This window comes from Nonomuraea jiangxiensis (assembly GCF_900099965.1).
GTDB lineage: Bacteria > Actinomycetota > Actinomycetes > Streptosporangiales > Streptosporangiaceae > Nonomuraea > Nonomuraea jiangxiensis.
This window is the reverse complement of sequence record NZ_FNDJ01000038.1, coordinates 23,465-40,140: the sequence shown is the minus strand read 5'-3', so window position 1 is coordinate 40,140 and position 16,676 is coordinate 23,465. Positions and strand designations below refer to the sequence as shown.

The 16,676-nt window shown below is 72.0% G+C and carries 15 protein-coding genes; 13 read left to right on the top strand and 2 right to left on the bottom strand.

The annotated features are described in order from the left end of the window. Positions 1-3: 3 nt before the first annotated feature. From BLS95_RS48100 to rbsK, 6 genes are read left to right on the top strand one after another with little or no spacing between them, the layout of a single operon-like run. Positions 4-1,314, top strand: a complete 1,311-nt coding sequence (locus BLS95_RS48100; protein ID WP_090946334.1) for an ABC transporter substrate-binding protein — start codon at positions 4-6, stop codon at positions 1,312-1,314. Then, positions 1,311-2,342, top strand: a complete 1,032-nt coding sequence (locus BLS95_RS48095; RefSeq protein ID WP_090946333.1) for an ADP-ribosylglycohydrolase family protein — start codon at positions 1,311-1,313, stop codon at positions 2,340-2,342. Before BLS95_RS48100 ends, BLS95_RS48095 begins: the two co-directional genes overlap by 4 nt. Before the next feature lie 6 nt (positions 2,343-2,348). Continuing rightward, positions 2,349-3,335, top strand: coding sequence for an ADP-ribosylglycohydrolase family protein (locus BLS95_RS48090; RefSeq protein WP_090946332.1), 987 nt, complete (start codon positions 2,349-2,351; stop codon positions 3,333-3,335). After that, positions 3,322-4,473 carry an ADP-ribosylglycohydrolase family protein gene (locus BLS95_RS48085; RefSeq protein ID WP_090946331.1) on the top strand — a complete coding sequence of 384 codons (1,152 nt, stop codon included), beginning with the start codon at positions 3,322-3,324 and terminating at the stop codon, positions 4,471-4,473. Before BLS95_RS48090 ends, BLS95_RS48085 begins: the two co-directional genes overlap by 14 nt. Further along, positions 4,470-5,822, top strand: coding sequence for an ADP-ribosylglycohydrolase family protein (locus BLS95_RS48080; protein WP_090946330.1), 1,353 nt, complete (start codon positions 4,470-4,472; stop codon positions 5,820-5,822). The genes BLS95_RS48085 and BLS95_RS48080 overlap by 4 nt, the downstream gene beginning before the upstream one ends. After that, positions 5,819-6,706, top strand: coding sequence for a ribokinase (gene rbsK, locus BLS95_RS48075; RefSeq protein ID WP_090946329.1), 888 nt, complete (start codon positions 5,819-5,821; stop codon positions 6,704-6,706). The genes BLS95_RS48080 and rbsK overlap by 4 nt, the downstream gene beginning before the upstream one ends. 33 nt (positions 6,707-6,739) lie before the next feature. Here rbsK and BLS95_RS48070 read toward each other — a convergent pair whose 3' ends face one another. After that, on the bottom strand, positions 6,740-8,239 hold the full coding sequence (locus BLS95_RS48070) for an FAD-dependent oxidoreductase (RefSeq protein WP_090946328.1): 1,500 nt from the start codon (positions 8,237-8,239) through the stop codon (positions 6,740-6,742). Between the two features lie 46 nt (positions 8,240-8,285). Here BLS95_RS48070 and BLS95_RS48065 point away from each other — a divergent pair, with 46 nt between their 5' ends. Together BLS95_RS48065 and BLS95_RS48060 are read left to right on the top strand one after the other, a co-directional pair. After that, positions 8,286-8,897 carry a TetR/AcrR family transcriptional regulator gene (locus BLS95_RS48065; protein ID WP_245765727.1) on the top strand — a complete coding sequence of 204 codons (612 nt, stop codon included), beginning with the start codon at positions 8,286-8,288 and terminating at the stop codon, positions 8,895-8,897. Between the two features lie 68 nt (positions 8,898-8,965). Then, entirely contained in the window at positions 8,966-9,178 is a 213-nt protein-coding gene (locus BLS95_RS48060) for a hypothetical protein (protein WP_090946327.1), read from the top strand. An 88-nt stretch (positions 9,179-9,266) separates the two neighbouring features. Here the strand turns inward: BLS95_RS48060 and BLS95_RS48055 are convergent, their stop codons facing one another. Continuing rightward, the gene (locus tag BLS95_RS48055) at positions 9,267-10,058 is read right to left on the bottom strand and encodes a GntR family transcriptional regulator (RefSeq protein WP_090946326.1); all 792 of its coding nucleotides are present in this window, start codon (positions 10,056-10,058) and stop codon (positions 9,267-9,269) included. 433 nt (positions 10,059-10,491) lie between these two features. On the opposite strand from BLS95_RS48055, the gene BLS95_RS48050 reads away from it, so the two are divergent. Genes BLS95_RS48050 through BLS95_RS48030 form a run of 5 tightly spaced genes read left to right on the top strand, consistent with a single transcriptional unit; the run spans position 10,492 to position 16,587 of the window. Next, positions 10,492-11,877: an aldehyde dehydrogenase family protein gene (locus tag BLS95_RS48050; protein ID WP_090946325.1), complete on the top strand. Its 1,386-nt coding sequence runs from the start codon at positions 10,492-10,494 to the stop codon at positions 11,875-11,877. Next, on the top strand, positions 11,874-13,328 hold the full coding sequence (locus tag BLS95_RS48045) for a sugar ABC transporter ATP-binding protein (protein WP_090946324.1): 1,455 nt from the start codon (positions 11,874-11,876) through the stop codon (positions 13,326-13,328). Before BLS95_RS48050 ends, BLS95_RS48045 begins: the two co-directional genes overlap by 4 nt. Next, complete coding sequence (locus BLS95_RS48040) at positions 13,325-14,263, top strand: ABC transporter permease (RefSeq protein ID WP_090946323.1); 939 nt, start codon at positions 13,325-13,327, stop codon at positions 14,261-14,263. The genes BLS95_RS48045 and BLS95_RS48040 overlap by 4 nt, the downstream gene beginning before the upstream one ends. Continuing rightward, a complete protein-coding gene (locus tag BLS95_RS48035) occupies positions 14,263-15,210 on the top strand; it encodes a substrate-binding domain-containing protein (protein ID WP_218136353.1) in 948 nt (315 codons plus the stop codon). The genes BLS95_RS48040 and BLS95_RS48035 overlap by 1 nt, the downstream gene beginning before the upstream one ends. Positions 15,211-15,267: 57 nt before the next feature. Further along, positions 15,268-16,587: a hypothetical protein gene (locus BLS95_RS48030; protein WP_218136352.1), complete on the top strand. Its 1,320-nt coding sequence runs from the start codon at positions 15,268-15,270 to the stop codon at positions 16,585-16,587. The last annotated feature ends 89 nt before the right edge of the window (positions 16,588-16,676 follow it).

Sequence of the window (16,676 nt, the reverse complement as noted above, 5' to 3'; positions counted from 1 at the left end):
CATATGCGTATCAGGTCAGCTCTGGCGGCTGCGGCGGTTCTCACGCTGGCCGCCGCGTGCGGCGGGGGCGGCGGGGGAGGCGGCGGGTCCTCCTCCGCCCCCGACGAGCCGGTCAAGCTCAACTTCCTCAGCCTGGCCTGGCAGAAGGAGTCCGTCGCCGCCAACAAGCAGATCGTCGAGGAGTGGAACAAGGCCAACCCGAACATCCAGGTCACCTACGTCCAGGGGAGCTGGGACAACGTCAACGACCAGCTCGTCACGCAGTTCGCCGGCGGCACCGCGCCCGACGTCATCCACAACGACTCGCCCGCGCTGTCCGGTTTCGCCAGCGACGGCTACCTGCTCGACCTGTCCGCCAAGCTGCCCGCCGAGCTGAAGAACGACATCCCGCAGGCCGCGTGGGACACCGTCACCTTCGACGGGGGGCAGGGCGAGCAGGGTATTTACGGGGTGCCGTTCCTGCAGGAGTCGCAGGTCATCATCGCCAACAAGAAGCTGCTCGACGCCGCCAAGGTGCGCGTGCCGACGGCGGACAAGCCGTGGACGTGGGACGAGTTCTCCGAGGCGGCCAAGAAGATGACCAAGGACGGCACGTACGGGGTGGCCTGGCCGATGAAGTCGCCGGTCAACAAGATCCTCAACCTGTCGCTCACCTACGGCGGCACCTTCTTCCAGACGGCCGGCGGCAAGACCACGGTCAAGGTCGGCCCGGAGGAGCGCGAGGTGCTCCAGCGCATCCACGACCAGCTCTACAAGGACAAGTCGGCCGACCCGGCCGCGCTCGGACAGGGCACCGCGGATCCGCTGCCCGCCTTCTACCAGGGCAAGTTCGCGCTCCTGCCGGCGGGCGTCTACCTGCGGCAGCAGGTCGTCGAGCAGGCTCCGGAGGGCTTCGAGTGGGTCACGCTGCCCGGGCCCGTGGGCACCAGCGCCCAGCAGGGCGCCGTCTCCCAGACGCTGTCGATCGCGCAGGACAGCGAGCACCCGGACGAGGCCCTGAAGTTCATCGCGTTCTTCCTGAACGGCGCCAACCAGGCCAAGCTCGCCAAGGGCGACTGGCTGCTGCCGACGTCGCGCACGGCCGCCGCCGATCCGTCGATGACCACCGGGGAGAACGGCTGGGACGTGGCCACCGCCTCCGCCAAGAACCTGGTCGTCGCGCCGTTCCTCAAGGTGAACGGGTTCGACGAGTGGGAGACCAAGGTCGCCGCGCCGGTCCTGCAGGAGTACCTGGCCAATAAGATCACCATCGACGAGGCCGCCACCAGGCTCGTCGAGGACGGGAACAAGGTGTTGGAGCGGTACCAGCGTTGACGAATCAGGACAGCGCGCATCGGGACAGCGCTCATCGGGACAGGGCCCGGGGGTGTCTGCTCGGCCTCGCGGCCGGCGACGCCCTGGGCGCCCCGGCCGAGAACCTGCCGCCGTCGGAGATCCGGCGGCGGTGGGGGCGGCTCACCGAGATCGAGGGCGGGGGCACCGACGACACGGAGTACGCCATCTTCGCGGCGTCCCTGCTGGTGCGGCACGGGCACGCGCTGACCCCCGCCGACGTGGCGGCCGCCTACCGCGAGCAGGTCATCCCGAAGGTGACAGGTCCGATGCGCGGGGCCGGGTTCTCCGAGCTGGGCACCGTCGAGGCGCTTCGCCGCGGGCTCGAACCGCCGCTGACCGGGCTGGCGCATTCGCACGGCTGGTCCGACGGGCTGGCCATGCGGGCCGCGCCCTACGGCGTCTTCTGCCCCGGGGACCCCGTCGAGGCGGCCCGGCTGGTGGAGCAGGACGGGCTGGTGAGCGCGTCAGGGGAGGGCATACTCGGCGGGCGGGCGGTCGCCGGTGCGGTGGCCGCCGCGATGGGCGGGGCGGCGGTGGGCGACGTGGTGTCGGCCGCGCTGTCGGTGATCCCCGCGGACTCGTGGACGGCCCGCAACATCGCCAGGGCCCGCGCGGTCGTCACGGGCGCCGCGGCCGAACCGGCGGCGGGCGAGTCCGGAGTGGTCGAGGCCCTGCAAGAGGCCCTGCAAGAGGCTTTGCACGAGGCCGTGGTCGTCAGGCACTACCCGTGGACCGACCTGGCTCCCGAGGCGGTGGCGCTGGCGCTGGCCGCGTTCCTGGTGGGCGAGGGTGACGTGGAGGCGGCGGTGACGTTCGGGGTGAGCCTGGGCAGGGACGCCGACACGATCGGGGCCATCGCAGGAGCCGTGGCCGGCGCCATGCGCGGGGAGGCCGGCGTGCCCGGCCGCTGGGTCGCGAGAATCGGACCGGTGAGCGGGAAGTGCCTGCCCGTCGTCGCCGGGAGACACGTACGGGACGTCGCCGACGAGTTGGCGGGAGGACGGTAGAACACGATGTCGGGGGACAGGATCAGGGGGGCCTTCGCCGGGCTCGCCGTCGGCGACGCCGCGGGCTGGCCCGCCGCCCGCCACCGGGCGGCCCTGCACGCGCCCTGGAGCAGACGCCTGCACCGGGAGCTGGACGCCTTCGCCGAGGAGCACGGGGTCACCACGTTGCCGGTGCCGTTCGCGCTCAACCAGCCCACGGCGCCGCTGCGGGTCGGCCCGTCCGACGACGCCGAATGGCTCGCCTGGACGGCGCTCACCATCGACCGCCCACGCGCCGAGGCGTTCGGGGAGCTCGTCGGCGGGCCCGTCCGGGCGCGTATCTCGGTGGCCACCGCGCTGGACAATCTGGCCAAGGGGGTCGAGCCGCCCGCGTCCGGGCACGACAATCCCCACCATTTCGATGACGCCGCCGCGGTCCGGGCGGTCGCGTTCGGCGCGCTGGGGCGCGACCCCACGCGGGACGCCCAGGTCACGAACGCCTACGACGGCCTGCTGGGCGCCCGCGCGATGGCCGCCGCCGTGGCCGAGGCCGTCGCCTCGGGCTCCGTGGCCGGGGCCGTCGAGGCGGCGCTGGCCGTACTGCCCGAGGACACCGCGATCGGGCACAACGCCCGGCGGGCACTGGCCGTCACCAGGCGGGCGGGAGACCCGTTCGCGGCCGTGCCCGCGCTGGACGGCGTGCTGGTCGACCACGTCTACAGCTACGGCGTGGGCGCCGCGCAGACCGTGCCCGCGGCGCTGGCGCTGGCCGAGGCGTCCGGCGGCGACCTCGGCCGGGCCGTGCCCGCGGCGGCGTGCCTGGCCGCGCTGGCCGACTCGGCGCCCGCGCTGGCCGGCGCGCTGGCGGGGGCGTGCGGCGGCTACGGGGCGATCCCGGAGGCGTGGATCGCGTCGAGCCGCACACTGGCCGGATGCTGCCTGCCCGACCTGGCGGGCCGGGACCTGATGGAAATCGTGAGCAATCTGACGGAGGAATCGCATGACGCCGCTTGAGGACCCGCTTGAGGACAAGGCCACTGGCTGCGTGGCGGGGGCGGCGGTCGGTGACGCCCTCGGCGGCGCCACCGAGGGCTGGACCCCCGAGCAGATCGTCGAGAGGTACGGCGGCCGCGTCGAGGGGATCGTCCCGCCGTTCAACGAGGACTGGCGCAACGCCCGGCCGATCGCCCCGTACCACAAGGGCGACGGCCACATCACCGACGACACGCTGATGACGCACGCCCTGATCCGGGTGTACGAGAAGGTGGGCGGGCACCTCGGCGCGTACGCGATGGCCGAGCACCTGGTGCCCGAGCTGATGGGCGAGCGGCGGTGGATCCCCGAGCTGGAGGCCGAGGCGCTGCCCCTGCACCGGATCTTCCTGGCCGAGAAGTGGATCGTGACCAGGCTGCACTACGCCCACGCGGACCCGCGCGAGGCCGGCGTCGGGAACATCGTGAACTGCGGCGCGGCCATGTACGTCGCCCCCGTCGGCATCGTGAACGCCGCCGACCCCGACGCCGCCTACGCCGAGGCCGTCGACCTGGCCGGGGCCCATCAGTCGAGCTACGGCCGCGAGGCCGCCGGGGTCATGGCCGCCGCCGTCGCCGAGGCCATGCGCGCGGAGGCCACCGCCGACTCCGTGGTCGCCACCTGCCTGCGCCTGGCCAAAGACGGCACCAGGGCCGCGATCGAGGCGGTCTGCGAGGCCGCGGCCGGGCTGGGGCACTGGGAGGGCTCGTTCGAGGCGCTGCGGGCGGCCGTACGGCCCTACGACACGGTCGCCGACACCTACCGCGACCAGGGCCTCGGAGCGCGGCGGCCGAGCCGGGTGCACAGCATCGAGGAGCTGCCGCTGGCGCTGGCGTTCCTGCTGATCGCCAAGGGCGACTACCGCGAGACGGTGCTGGGCGGGGTCAACTACGGGCGCGACGCCGACTCGATCGCCTCCATGGGCGGGGCCATCGCGGGCGCGCTCGGCGGGCTGGCGTCCGTGCCGGGGGAGTGGACCGAGCAGGTGGCCGCGGCCAGCCGTACGGACGTGGTGGCGCCCGGGATCGCCATCGCCGACGTGGCCCGCCGGGTGCACGCCGACGACGTGGCCCGGCGGCGCGCCCACGAGGCCGCCTTCGCCGAGCTCGCCCGCCGATGATTCGGCTCACCTGGGTCCAGCCCGAGGACCTCGTCGGCCACGAGCTGCGCCAGGCCATGGAGGACGGCCGGGGCGAGGGGGAGGGCGGCGCCCGCGTACGGGAGATCGCCGCCCGGTGGCACGCCGCCGGAGGGCACGACGCGCCGCCCCGGGCCGGGGCCTCCGCGCCGGAGGCCGCGCGGCTGCGCGGGCCGGCCGAGGAGTTGCTGGACGAGCTGGCCGCGATCCCGTCCCCGTGGGACGAGCCGTCGGACCTGGCCGGCATCATCGCGGCCTGCCCGTCCTGGCCCGGCTCGGTTCCCGCTGCCGGGCAGGTGGATCCGGCCCGGGTGCTCGGGGCGTGGCTGGGACGGGCGGCCGGGTGCGTGCTGGGCAAGCCCGTCGAGAAGATCCCCCGCGCGGGCATCAGGGAGATCGCCGAGGCCACCGGCAACTGGCCGATCCGCGGCTGGTTCACCGCGAACGGCCTGTCCGCTGACGTCGCGGCCCGCTGGCCGTGGAACCGCCGCAGCGCCGTCAACTCCCTGGCCGAGAACATCGACCGCGTGCCCGAGGACGACGACCTCAACTACCCGCTGCTCGCCCTGTCCGTGCTGGAGCGCCACGGCCGCGGCTTCACCACCGACGACGTGGCCCGGTTGTGGCTGGACGAGCTGCCCGCCGGCCGGACGTTCACCGCCGAGCGCGTGGCGTACCGCAACCTCCTGGACGGCGTCGAGCCCCCGGCGACGGCCACGTACCGCAACCCGTTCCGGGAGTGGATCGGCGCGATGATCAGGACGGACGTGTACGGCTGGGTCAACCCGGGCGATCCGGCCACGGCGGCGGAGTTCGCCTGGCGGGACGCCCGGCTCACGCACACCGCGAACGGGATCTACGGGGCGATGTTCGCGGCGGCGATGTGCGCCGCGTCACTGGTGACGACCTCGGCGGAGGAGGTCGTGCGGGCGGGGCTGTCCGTGGTGCCCGAGGGGTCCCGGCTGCACGAGGCGGTACGCCTGGCCGTCGCGGACGCCACCCGCGAGCACGACTTCGAGCGTGTCATCGACCACCTGCACGAACGCCATGGCAACCTGCACTGGGTGCACACCATCAACAACGCCGCCCTCGTCGCCGCCACGCTGGTGCACGGCCGGGGCGACTTCACCGCCACGATCGCGGGCGCCGTCGCCGGGGGCTGGGACACCGACTCGGCGGGCGCCACGGCCGGTTCGGTCGCGGGCGCGCTGAACGGCGGCGTTCCGGACCGCTGGCGCATGCGCGACAGCCTGGCCAGCAGCCTCACCGGGTTCGACGGGGTGGGCCTGGGCGAGCTCGCGGCACGTACACAGGAGATGATGAGGTCATGATCTCGGTTTTCGGCAGCGCCAACATGGATCTCGTCGCGTACGTGCCGGAAGCCCCGCGGCGGGGCGAGACCGTGACGGGCCACCGGTTCCGCACCGTGCCCGGCGGCAAGGGGGCCAACCAGGCGATCGCCGCCGCGCGGGCCGGGGCCGACGTGGCCTTCCTCGGGGCGGTGGGCGACGACGGGTTCGGCGCCGAGCTGCGCGCCACGCTGTCGGAGGCCGGGGTCGACGTACGCTGCCTGCGCCAGGTGCCTGGTCCCACCGGCATCGCGCACATCGTCGTGGACGACACCGGCGGCAACTCGATCATCGTGGTCCCCGGCGCGAACGGCACCGTCACCGGCCCCTCGGGCGACGACCTGGCCGCCATCGCCGCCTCGCAGGTGCTGCTGCTCCAGCTCGAACTGCCGATGGCGGCGGTCATGGCGGCGGCGCAGGCGGCCCGGGTCTCCGGCGTGCCCGTCATCCTCACCCCCGCCCCCGCCCAGCCGCTGCCGGACGAGCTGCTCGACACGGTCGCCCTGATCGTCCCGAACGAGCACGAGGCCGCCGCCATCACCGGCGTCACCGGCGCGGAGGCCGCCATGGACGCGCTGCTCGAACGCGTCGAGGAGGCCGTGATCACGCTGGGCTCCGCGGGCGCCCTGTACGGGTCCCGGCCGGGGGAGCGGCTGCTGGTGCCCGCCCCGAAGGTGAACGCGGTGGACACGACGGCGGCCGGCGACACGTTCGTGGGGGCGCTGGCCGTGGCGCGGTCGGAGGGGTACGGGGTCGAGGAGGCGCTGCGCTTCGCCTCGGCGGCGGCCGGGCTGTCGGTGCAGCGCGAGGGCGCCAGCACCTCGATGCCCACCCGCCTGGAGATCGAGGCCACGCTCAGCGACTGACAGTTCTCCGCGTCGCCCGGGAGAGCCTTCTTCTCAGGCCGCCGGGAACCAGGCGGCCAGTGCCTCCTCCAGGGAGGGGCCGCCGGTGCCCGCCCAGGCCACTACACCGTCCGGCCTGACCAGGAGCCCGCCGAGGTCCGGCCGGTCGGGGCAGGTGGTGGTGACCCGCCGTACCCTGCCGTCGCCGGCGCCGGCGGGCACCGCCCCCAGGTCGAGCAGCAGTCCCCGGCCGTCGTGCAGGTAGTCCGCCGGCCGCGAGCCGTCGGCGAGAGCGAGCTCCGGCACGGTCGTGCCCACCAGGGGATGCTCGCCCGGCAGGTCGTAGCGCTGCCAGAGACCCGAGATGCGCTTGACGAAGTAGGTGGTGCCCGCGGAGGTGTCGATCAGGTCGGACACGATCCCGCGCAGGGCCCGGGCCCGTGGCTCGGGCCGCATGAGCAGCACCTGGGCGCGCGTCCAGTCGAGCACCCAGGCGCCGATCGGGTGCCGTTCGGCGGTGTAGGTGTCGAGCAGCGACTCCGGAGCCCGCCCGCGCGCCACCGCCGCGAGCTTCCAGCCGAGGTTCACCGCGTCGCCGATGCCGAGGTTGAGTCCCTGCCCGCCGAAGGGGGAATGGACGTGGGCGGCGTCGCCGGCCAGCAGGACCCGGCCCAGGCGGTATGTCGTGGCCTGGCGGGCGTGGTCGGTGAACCGGGTGGCGGACACGACGCCGGTGATCGTGACGTCGACGCCCGAGACGTGGCGCAGGCTGGCCTGCAGCTCCGCAGCCGTGACGGGGGTGTCGCGGTCGTCCGGCGGGCCGCCGTACTCGACGGTCAGGATGCGCCCGGGGATCGGGCCGTTCACGTAGACGCCGGTGTCGGTGCGGGTCCAGCCGAAGGCGAGCCCCTCGGCGTCCTCCATCTCGACCATGGCCTGGTGGCCGGTGATCTCCGGCGGGGTGCCGGGGAATTCGAAGCCGGACAGCCGCCGTACGAGGCTGCGCCCGCCGTCGCAGCCCACCAGCCAGCCGCACTCGAACCGCCGCTCGCCGGCCAGCACGGTGACGCCGTCGGCGCGGGCCTCCAGCCCGGTCACCTCGACCCCGCGCATGACCTTGACGCCGAGCGCGGTCACCCGCTCCTCCAGCAGGGCCTCGATGTCCTGCTGCCGGACCCCGCCGAGCACGCCCTCGCCGCGCCCCGCGAAGTCCGGGTCGGACGCGTCGATCCGGTCGGCGAGCAGCCAGATGCCGGCGAAGTGCCCGGCGAACCTGGCCGCCGCGGGCGGCGGCGCGACGGCCCCGCCGGACCGCCGGCGCATGATCTCCAGGAACGCCTCCCGGTTGCGCTCCATCGCGGCCCGCAGGTCGGGAATCAGGCCGCGGCGGTCCAGCGCCTCGGCCGTCGGCACGTTGATCGCGCCGGCCTTGATCGTTTCGTCCACCTCGGTGAGCCGCTCCAGCACGGCCACGCTCACGCCGTGCAGGCCGAGCTCGTACGCGAGCATCAGGCCGACCGGCCCTCCACCGGAAATGATCACTTCGTAGTCCATGACTTCACTTTACTCGACTCAACTTTGAGTGCGATAAAGTGACCTTGTGGAGTCCTCATCACGGCGCGAGCGCAAGAAGGCCGAGACCCGCCGCCGCATCTCCGATCTCGGAACGCTGCTGTTCATGGAGCGCGGCTTCGACAACGTGACGATCGGCGAGATCGCCGAGGCCGCCGACGTGTCCAAGGTCACGGTGTTCAACCACTTCCCCCGCAAGGAGGACATCTTCTTCGACCGGCTGCCCGAGCTGGCCGAGCTGCTCACCGTGACCGTCCGGGACCGGCCCGGCGGGACGTCCGTGCTCGGGGCGCTGCGCGCGACGCTCCTGCGGCACATCGCCGAAGGGCACCCGCTGGGCGGGATGGACGACAGATTCCGGCTGTTCTGGGGGGTCATCCTCGACTCCCCGGCGCTGCGGGCGCGGCTGCGCGAGACGGTCGAGGAGGCGGAGGACCTGCTGGCGTCGTTGATCGCCGAGTGGGGCGACGATCCCGACCCGTGGCTGAGCGCGGCGTTGATCGTGGCCGGGTGCCGGGCGGCGTACGGGTCGATCGCGGCGCGGGTGCTGGCCGGGGAGGCGGCGGCCGGCCTTCAGGAGGAGTACGTCGCCCGGGTCAACCTGACGTTCGACGCCTTGGAACGCGCCCTCGCCCGCTGACCGGCCGCCTGCCGCATCGGACCCGTGACAAGCGGTTCGGATGGTGGCGTCGGGGCAGGTGCGTGAGTATGACCAGAAAGCCCGAAGAGCTGCCAGCGGCGGTAGGGCGGGTCAACGGGGAGAGCGACGTCGTCGCGGAACGTGCGGGTGTCGTGACACCGCGAACCCGCCGCCCGATCCCGGCCGACCCGCCGGAGGCCCTGGACGAGCCACAGCCGGAGGAAGAGCCCGAGGACGAGGAGGAGGACGTCATCCGCATCGACGCCGGGCCCACCGGCTGACCTCGTCCCACAGGCGCACCGCCGTCTGCCCGGCAGACCTGTGCCCGGTGGCCGGCGTGCGCCCGGGAGCACCCGCCGGCGGAACGCCTCAGGTGTCGGCGGACTGCAAGGTGAGAAGCGGGTTGTACGGCGCGCCCTTGCGCCGTTCGAGACGCACCTCGAAGCGGCTCAGATCGCCTCGGTGCGAGGCGACGAAGTATTCGACCGGCCGGCCGTCCGGCGCGTACGACGTGCTGGACAGCAGGAGGATCGGGCTGCCGCGGCGGATCTCCAGCGCCCGTGCCACCGCCGCGGGAGCGGGCACGGCCTCCACGCGCCGCCGGCCCCAGGAGATCTCGACCCCGTAACCGTCCTCCAGCAGCGCGTACAGCGACTGCTGGGTCAGATCCTCCTCCAGCAGCCGGGGGCACAACGCGTACGGCAGGTACGTCACCACCGTCACCCACGGGACCTCGTTCACGAACCTCAACCGGTCGAGGACGATGACCGGGTCGCCCGGGGCGATCCCCAGTTCGGCGGCGACCTCCGGCGTGGCGGGGACCCGCTCAAGGCGGCGCACGTCGCTGCGCATGGTGCCGCCGCGCGAGGTGACGTCCTCGTGGAGGCCGGTGAGCGACTGGACCAGGAGCTCGGAGGTCTTGGGCAGCGCCACGAACGACCCCTGCCCCTTCCTGCGCACGATGCGCCCGCTGATCTCCAGCTCGCGCAGCGCCTGCCTGACCACGGTCCTCGACACGCCGTACGAGTCGCAGAGCTCGCTCTCGCTGGGCAGGCGGTCGCCCGGGCGGTGCATTCCCGCGTCCATGTCCTGGATGAGGGCCTGCTGAAGCTGGTAGTACATCGGGACGAACGACTCCCGATCCAGTCGTTGTCGCGTCATGACTCCCCTGATGTGTGAGTGATCATGTCAAGCCGGGCGAACGACTCCTCGCCGATCGGGTTCCCGTGGACGCCGCACGACGGTCTCCCGGGGGAACGCGCGGTGTCGCCGACCGGCGAGCCCGGCCGATCGGGGGAGCGTTCCATCGCCGGCCCGGCGCCGCCGGCGGAGGCGGTGCTCCTGCGCAATGTAGCCGCGGCGCGGCGAGGACGTCGAACAGGGGCGTGGCCGCGTCGGAAAGGTCGGCCGTAAGGCGCCCGGTCGGCCCGTGCGCGGTGGGATGGCGCGCGGTGACCGCCGCTCGCGAGGGAACCGTCGTCGCCGAACATCGCCGCCCCGACTCCAGACATCGCGAGCCGCTGCCTCTTGCCTAACATCCTAGCATCCTGTAATTACAAGTTGCGTCCATGTTGTTGTAACAGGGGGCACCTACATGATCGAAGTCCGTAACCCCGGCACCGGCGAGTTACTCGGCGAGGCCGAGTCGTTCACCGAGGAACGCGTGGCGAGCGTGGTGGAGACCGCGCAGGCCGGCCAGCGGGAGATGGCCCGTTTACCCGCGTACGAACGCGAGTCCTTGCTGCGGCGGGTGGCGGACCTCGTGGATGCGGAGTCGGAGAGCCTGGCGCGGCTGCTGGCCGCCGAGAACGGCAAGCCCATCCTGCAGACGCGGGGGGAGGTGGCGGCCGCCGTGCGCATCTTCCGCGGCTACGCGGGCGAGGCGACCCGGTTGTTCGGCAGGCAGATCCCGCTGGACGCGGTGCCGGGGCTGGAGCGGCACCTCGCGGTGACCATGCGCGAGCCACTCGGTGTCGTGGCGGCCATCGTGCCCTTCAACTATCCCGTGGAACTCTACGCGCACAAGGCCGCCGCCGCGCTGGCCGCGGGCAACGCCGTGGTCGTGCAGCCGCCCTCGCGCTGCCCGCTCGCCGTGCTCCGCGTGGCCGAGCTGGTCGCGAAGGCGGGCGCGCCGCAGAACGCCCACCAGGTGGTCACCGGCGGCGTACGCGTGTCGCAGCTGCTCGCCGAGCTGCCCGGGATCGCGGCCGTGTCGCTGACCGGCAGCACGGTGGCCGGCAGGGAGCTGGCCAGGCGCGGCGCGGACACGCTGAAGAAGGTCTTCCTGGAGCTCGGCGGCAATGACGCCCTGATCGTCTGCGCCGACGCCGACCTGGCCCAGGCCGCCCGCGCCGTCGTGCTGGGCCGCCTGGCCAGGGGCAACGGGCAGATCTGCTGCGCCGTCAAGCGCGTCTACGCCGATCGGGCCGTCCACGGGGAGTTCGTGGCGGCGCTGCTGGAGGAGACCCGCAATCTCACCGTCGGCGACCAGCTGCTGGAAACGACCGACGTCGGCCCGCTGATCTCGGAGGAGGCGGCCGAGCGGGTCGAGACGGCCGTGCGCCAGCTTGTCTCCGACGGGGCCAGGCTGGTCACCGGCGGGGGCAGGAGGGGGGCGTTCTACGACCCGGTCGTGCTGTCCGACGTGCCGGTCTCCAGCGCGGCGTTCGGCGAGGAGATCTTCGGGCCGGTCGCCCCCGTGGCCTCGTTCACCGACCCGATGGAGGCGGTGCGGCTGGCCAACGCCTCGCCGTACGGGCTGCAGGCGGCGGTCTTCACCCGCGACATCTCCCGCGCGTTCACGATCGCGAGCAAGCTCGACGTCGGCGGCGTGGTGATCAACGGGTCCACCGCGCTGCGGGCCGAGAACCTGCCGTTCGGCGGCACGAAGGACACCGGGGGCCATCGGGAGGGCGTGCACGACACGGCGCTGGAGTTCACCCGCCAGAAGACGGTCATCGTCATGGAGGCGTTCCAATGAGCCTCGTGCTGCGCGGCGTCACCAAGGACTACGCGGGCGTCGGGGTGCTCCACGGGATCGACCTGGAGGGGCGCTTCGGCGAGGTGCTGGCCGTGGTGGGGGCCAACGGGGCGGGCAAGTCGACACTGATCAAGATCCTGGCCGGGGCCCAGCCGATGAGCGCGGGGGAGATGTGGATCGACGGCGAGCGCGTCGGGCTGCGCTCCCCGCACGACGCGCACGAGCGGGGCATCAGGACCGTCTACCAGGAGCTGACGCTGGTGCCCGGACTGTCGGTCACCGAGAACCTGCTGATGGGGGACTTCCCCCGGCGGCGCGGCCTCATCGACTGGCCCGCCGCGCACGCCAGGGCCGCCGAGCTGCTGGAGTCGATCGGGTTCGGCGCGATCGACCCGCGCACGTCCGCGGAACGGCTCACCGTGGCCCGCCAGCAGATGGTCGAGATAGCCAAGGCGCTGGTGACCGAGCCGCGCGTGCTGATACTCGACGAACCATCGGCCGTGCTCGCGGGCAGCGACCTCGACTCGCTGTTCGCGCTGATCAGGCGGCTGCGGGAGCGCGGCGTCCTGGTGATCTACGTCTCGCACCGGCTGGCCGAGGTGCTCGACCTGGCCGACTCCATCGTGGTGATCAAGGACGGCCGGGTCATCGAGACCACCGAGCCGGCGCGTACGAGCGAGGACGAGCTCATCAGGCTCATGGCGGGCAGGCGGCTGGAGCAGATCTACCCCGACCGCCGCCCGGAGCCGGGCGATCTCCGGCTTGAGGTCTCCGGGCTCACCAGGGACGGCGAGTTCGAGGACGTGTCGTTCACGCTGCGCGCGGGCGAGGTCGTGGGCATGTTCGGGCTCGTCGGGTCGGGCCGCAGCGAACTGGCCCGCTGCGTGTTCGGCGCCGAGCCGGCCAGTGCGGGCAGCGGCGCGTACGGCTCCCCGGCCGAGGCCATCGCCGCCGGGCTGGCGCTGGTCACCGAGGACCGCAAGCGCAGCGGACTCGTGCTCGGCATGTCCGTGCGCGACAACATCGCGCTCACCACGCTCAAGGGGCCGCTCATCGACCTGGCCAGGCAGCGCGACCAGATCGGCGGCATGATCGACCGGCTGGGCATCCAGCCGGAGGGCTGCGCGCCCATGGTGGTGGAGCATCTGAGCGGCGGGAACCAGCAGAAGGCCGTGCTGGCCAAGTGGCTGCTCAAGAGCCCGCGCGTGCTGCTGCTGGACGAGCCCACCCGCGGCGTGGACATGGCGACCCGGGTGGAGATCTACCGCATGATCGACGCTCTCGCCCGCGACGGCGTGGCCGTACTGCTCATCTCCTCCGACCTCACCGAGGTGATCGGAGCGAGCGACCGCGTGCTCGTGATGGCGCACGGGCGGATCGTCGGCGAGTTGCGTTCGGAGCAGACCAGCGAGGACCAGGTCCTCGCCTATTCGATGGGAACCCTCACATGATCGCCGCCACCCCCCGCCTCGTCCTGAGAGGGCGGGACTTCACAGCCGAGGCGATCTCGGCGGCCGTCGTCGTCCTGCTCGTCGTGGTGGCCGCCACGACCTCCGACACCTTCCTCACCCCGGCCAACCTCACCAACCTGCTCAAGCAGATGGTCACGACGGGCCTGCTGGCCTTCGGCATGCTGGTGGTGATCCTCACCGGCGGCATCGACCTGTCCGTCGGCTCCGTGGTGGCCTTCACCGGCATCCTCGCCGCCGGCCTGTCCGCGGGGCTGCCCATCCCGGTCGCGATGACCGTCGGCGTGCTGGCCGGCATCGCGTTCGGGCTGGTCAACGGCGCGCTGGTGGCGCGGTTCGGGCTCGCGCCGTTCGTGGTGACGCTGGCCTCGCTCACCACGATCCGCGGCCTGGCGTTCGTCTACTCCGAGGTGCCCATCACCCCGACCGACCCGGCCTTCCTCGGGCTCGGCTCCGCCATGCTCGGTCCCGTCCCGCTCATCACCCTGATCATGGCGGTGGTCTTCCTCGCGGGAGGCGTGTTCCTGTCCCGCACGCCCGCCGGCCGGTCGATCATCGCGATCGGCGGCAACGCCGAGACCGTGCGCCTGGCCGGCATCAACGTCCGCAAGCACGTGATCCTCGCGTACGCGATCAGCGGCGCCTGCGCCGGGCTGGCCGGGGTGGTCCTGGCCAGCCGCGTCGGCATCGCGCAGCCCAGCGTCGGCGTGGCCTTCGAGCTCGACGCGATCGCCGCGTGCGTCATCGGCGGCGCCGCCCTGTCGGGCGGCCGCGGCTCGGCGCGGGCGACGTTCGGCGGCGTGCTCGTCCTGGTTCTCATCAACAACCTGCTCAACCTGTACGGAGTGCAGAGCTTCTGGCAGCAGGTGCTCAAGGGCCTGATCATCATCGTCGTCATCCTCGTCCGGAGAAAATGATGAAATTACGAATCCTCCTCCTCGCCTGCTGCCTCGGCCTCACCGCGTGCTCGTCCGGAGGTGGGCAGGACGACGGCACGCAGACCATCGGCGTCGCCAACTTCCTGCTCAGCGGCCCCTACTTCAGCGGCATGGACAAGGCCATCGCCGCCCAGGCGAAGAAGAAGGGGAAGATCCAGATCATCAGCACCGACGCCAACGGCGACGCGGCCAAGCTGGCCGCCAACATCGAGGATCTGCTCAGCAAGAACGTCGACGCGATCATCATCTCCGGGGGCCCGCTGGAGTCGGCGCCCGCCGCCCTGAACGCCATCAAGCAGGCCGGCAAGCCCGTCGTCCTGGTCGACCGCAAGTTCGCCGTCGGCGAGTACACGAGCTGGATCGGCCCCGACAACAAGGCGATCGGCGTGCAGGACGGCCAGTTCCTCGCCAAGCGGCTGACCGACGGCGGCAAGGTCGGCATCATCAAGGGCGGGCCGGCGGACAACTCGATCGGCCTGGCCCGCACCGAAGGGCTGAAGTCGGTGCTCGGCACCACCCAGGGCATCACGCTCGTCGAGGCCCCGGACTTCGGCAACTGGAGCTCGGACGGCGGCCTGTCGGTGATGGAGAGCCTGCTGGCCCAGCACGGCGACCTCAAGGCGGTCTTCTGCGAGAACGACGCCATGTGCCTGGGCGCGCAGCGGGCCATCGCCGACGCGGGCAAGGCCGAGCAGATCGTCCTCGCCGGCGTCGACGGCCAGAACGAGGCGCTCAAGGCGATCCAGGACGGTACGAACTACGTCGTCACCGGGCTCAACGACGCCGACCAGATCGGCAGCATGGGCCTCGACCGGGCCGTCGAGATCCTCAGCGGCGCGAAGGTCGAGAAGGACACGGTCGTGCCGTCGCCCATGGTCACCAAGGACAACGCGGCCCAGTACTACGACCCCAACGGCACCTTCTGATCCCCCCTCGGAGGAGAGTTGTCCAGAAAAATCGCAACCCGTGGCTTACTTGCTCTTGTGGTGGCCCTGACCCCGCTGGCCGTCAACCCGCCGGCCGAGGCCAAAGCCGGCTGGCGGCTGCTCTACCAGGAGAACTTCGCCAAGCCGCTCGGCGACGCGCCCTGGGTCAAGGAGACGTACGCCAAGCCGTTCGACACGATCATGGATGACTCGGGTCTCTGGTACCAGAACGACTACGGGCCGGCCTGGAACGAGGCGTTCGAGTCCTTCGACACCTACCGCAAGGAGTTCAAGGTCGGCAAGGACGGCTGGCTGACAGCGTCGTTGTCGGCGCGCGACTGGAACAAGGACGGTGTGATCGAGTCGCCGCCCTCCATCAGCAGGAAGGTGATCAAGGGCGGGCCGGTCGCCGAGATCAAGGTGCCCGACCACACGGGTGGCGCGATCTTCCGCCCGACGAAGGCGCTGCCGGACAGGTACCGGGTCGAGTACAAGCTGAAGACGGTCGACTTCGGCGGCAAGCGCAACGGCACGATCGAGTACGACGGCCGGATCAACGGCTACTCGACCGAGGGCTGCAAGACCCAGCACCCCTGGGGCGAGGGGTCGCGCAGTCCGGGCTGGAACGGCGACGCGTCCTCTCCGTACTGCGAGTGGCAGGACGTACGCGCGGGCCGCTACGGCTACAACGGCTACCACTTCATGACGATCGTGGACTTCGCCGATCCCGCGCCGCGTAACAACCACTTCTGGCACTATCGCCGCAAGGTGCTGATGGACTCCTTCGCCCAGCACCCCGACCGGGTCGGCACCGGCACCGGCGGCCGCATCTGCGACTCCAACACTGGCCAGTACTACAACTACCGCGACAGCAGCTTCAACACGGTCAACATGTGGATCAGCGGCATGCCCAACTGGCGCCCCGGCAGGGGCGGCCTGGCGGGCAACTCCCAGTGGTTCATGACCACCTGCTCGGGCGGTAAGGCCGAGCAGCAGCTCTCCTCGGCCGCCGAGCTGCAGCCCGAGCTGATGCCCGATGAGTACTACACCTTCGCGATCGAGCGTGACGAGACCGGTTACACGCTGGAGGCGAGCGGCAACTTCGCCCGGGTGGGCAAGAAGACGATCCGCTTCCACCGGCCGTTCGTCGTCGACAACAACCCGATCTGGCACTACAACGTCAAACCGGAAGAGTACGACGGCCGCTTCAACGGCGACCTCGTGCAGAACGACAACAACGGCAGCACGACCTGGCCCGACCAGTGGCCGGCCGGGTCTGCCTATCCCGACTACTTCGTGATCGGCGACCTCTACACCAACGTCTACGAGGGCAGCGCGAGCCTGACCGACATCCGGCTCTACGTGCCGAAGAAGTAAGCGGCGGCAGGGGAGCTCGCGAGCCGGCGAGCTCCCTGGAACACCCGCCGGCCACGGCGCACAGGCCTGAGACGATCAGCCCCGACGCG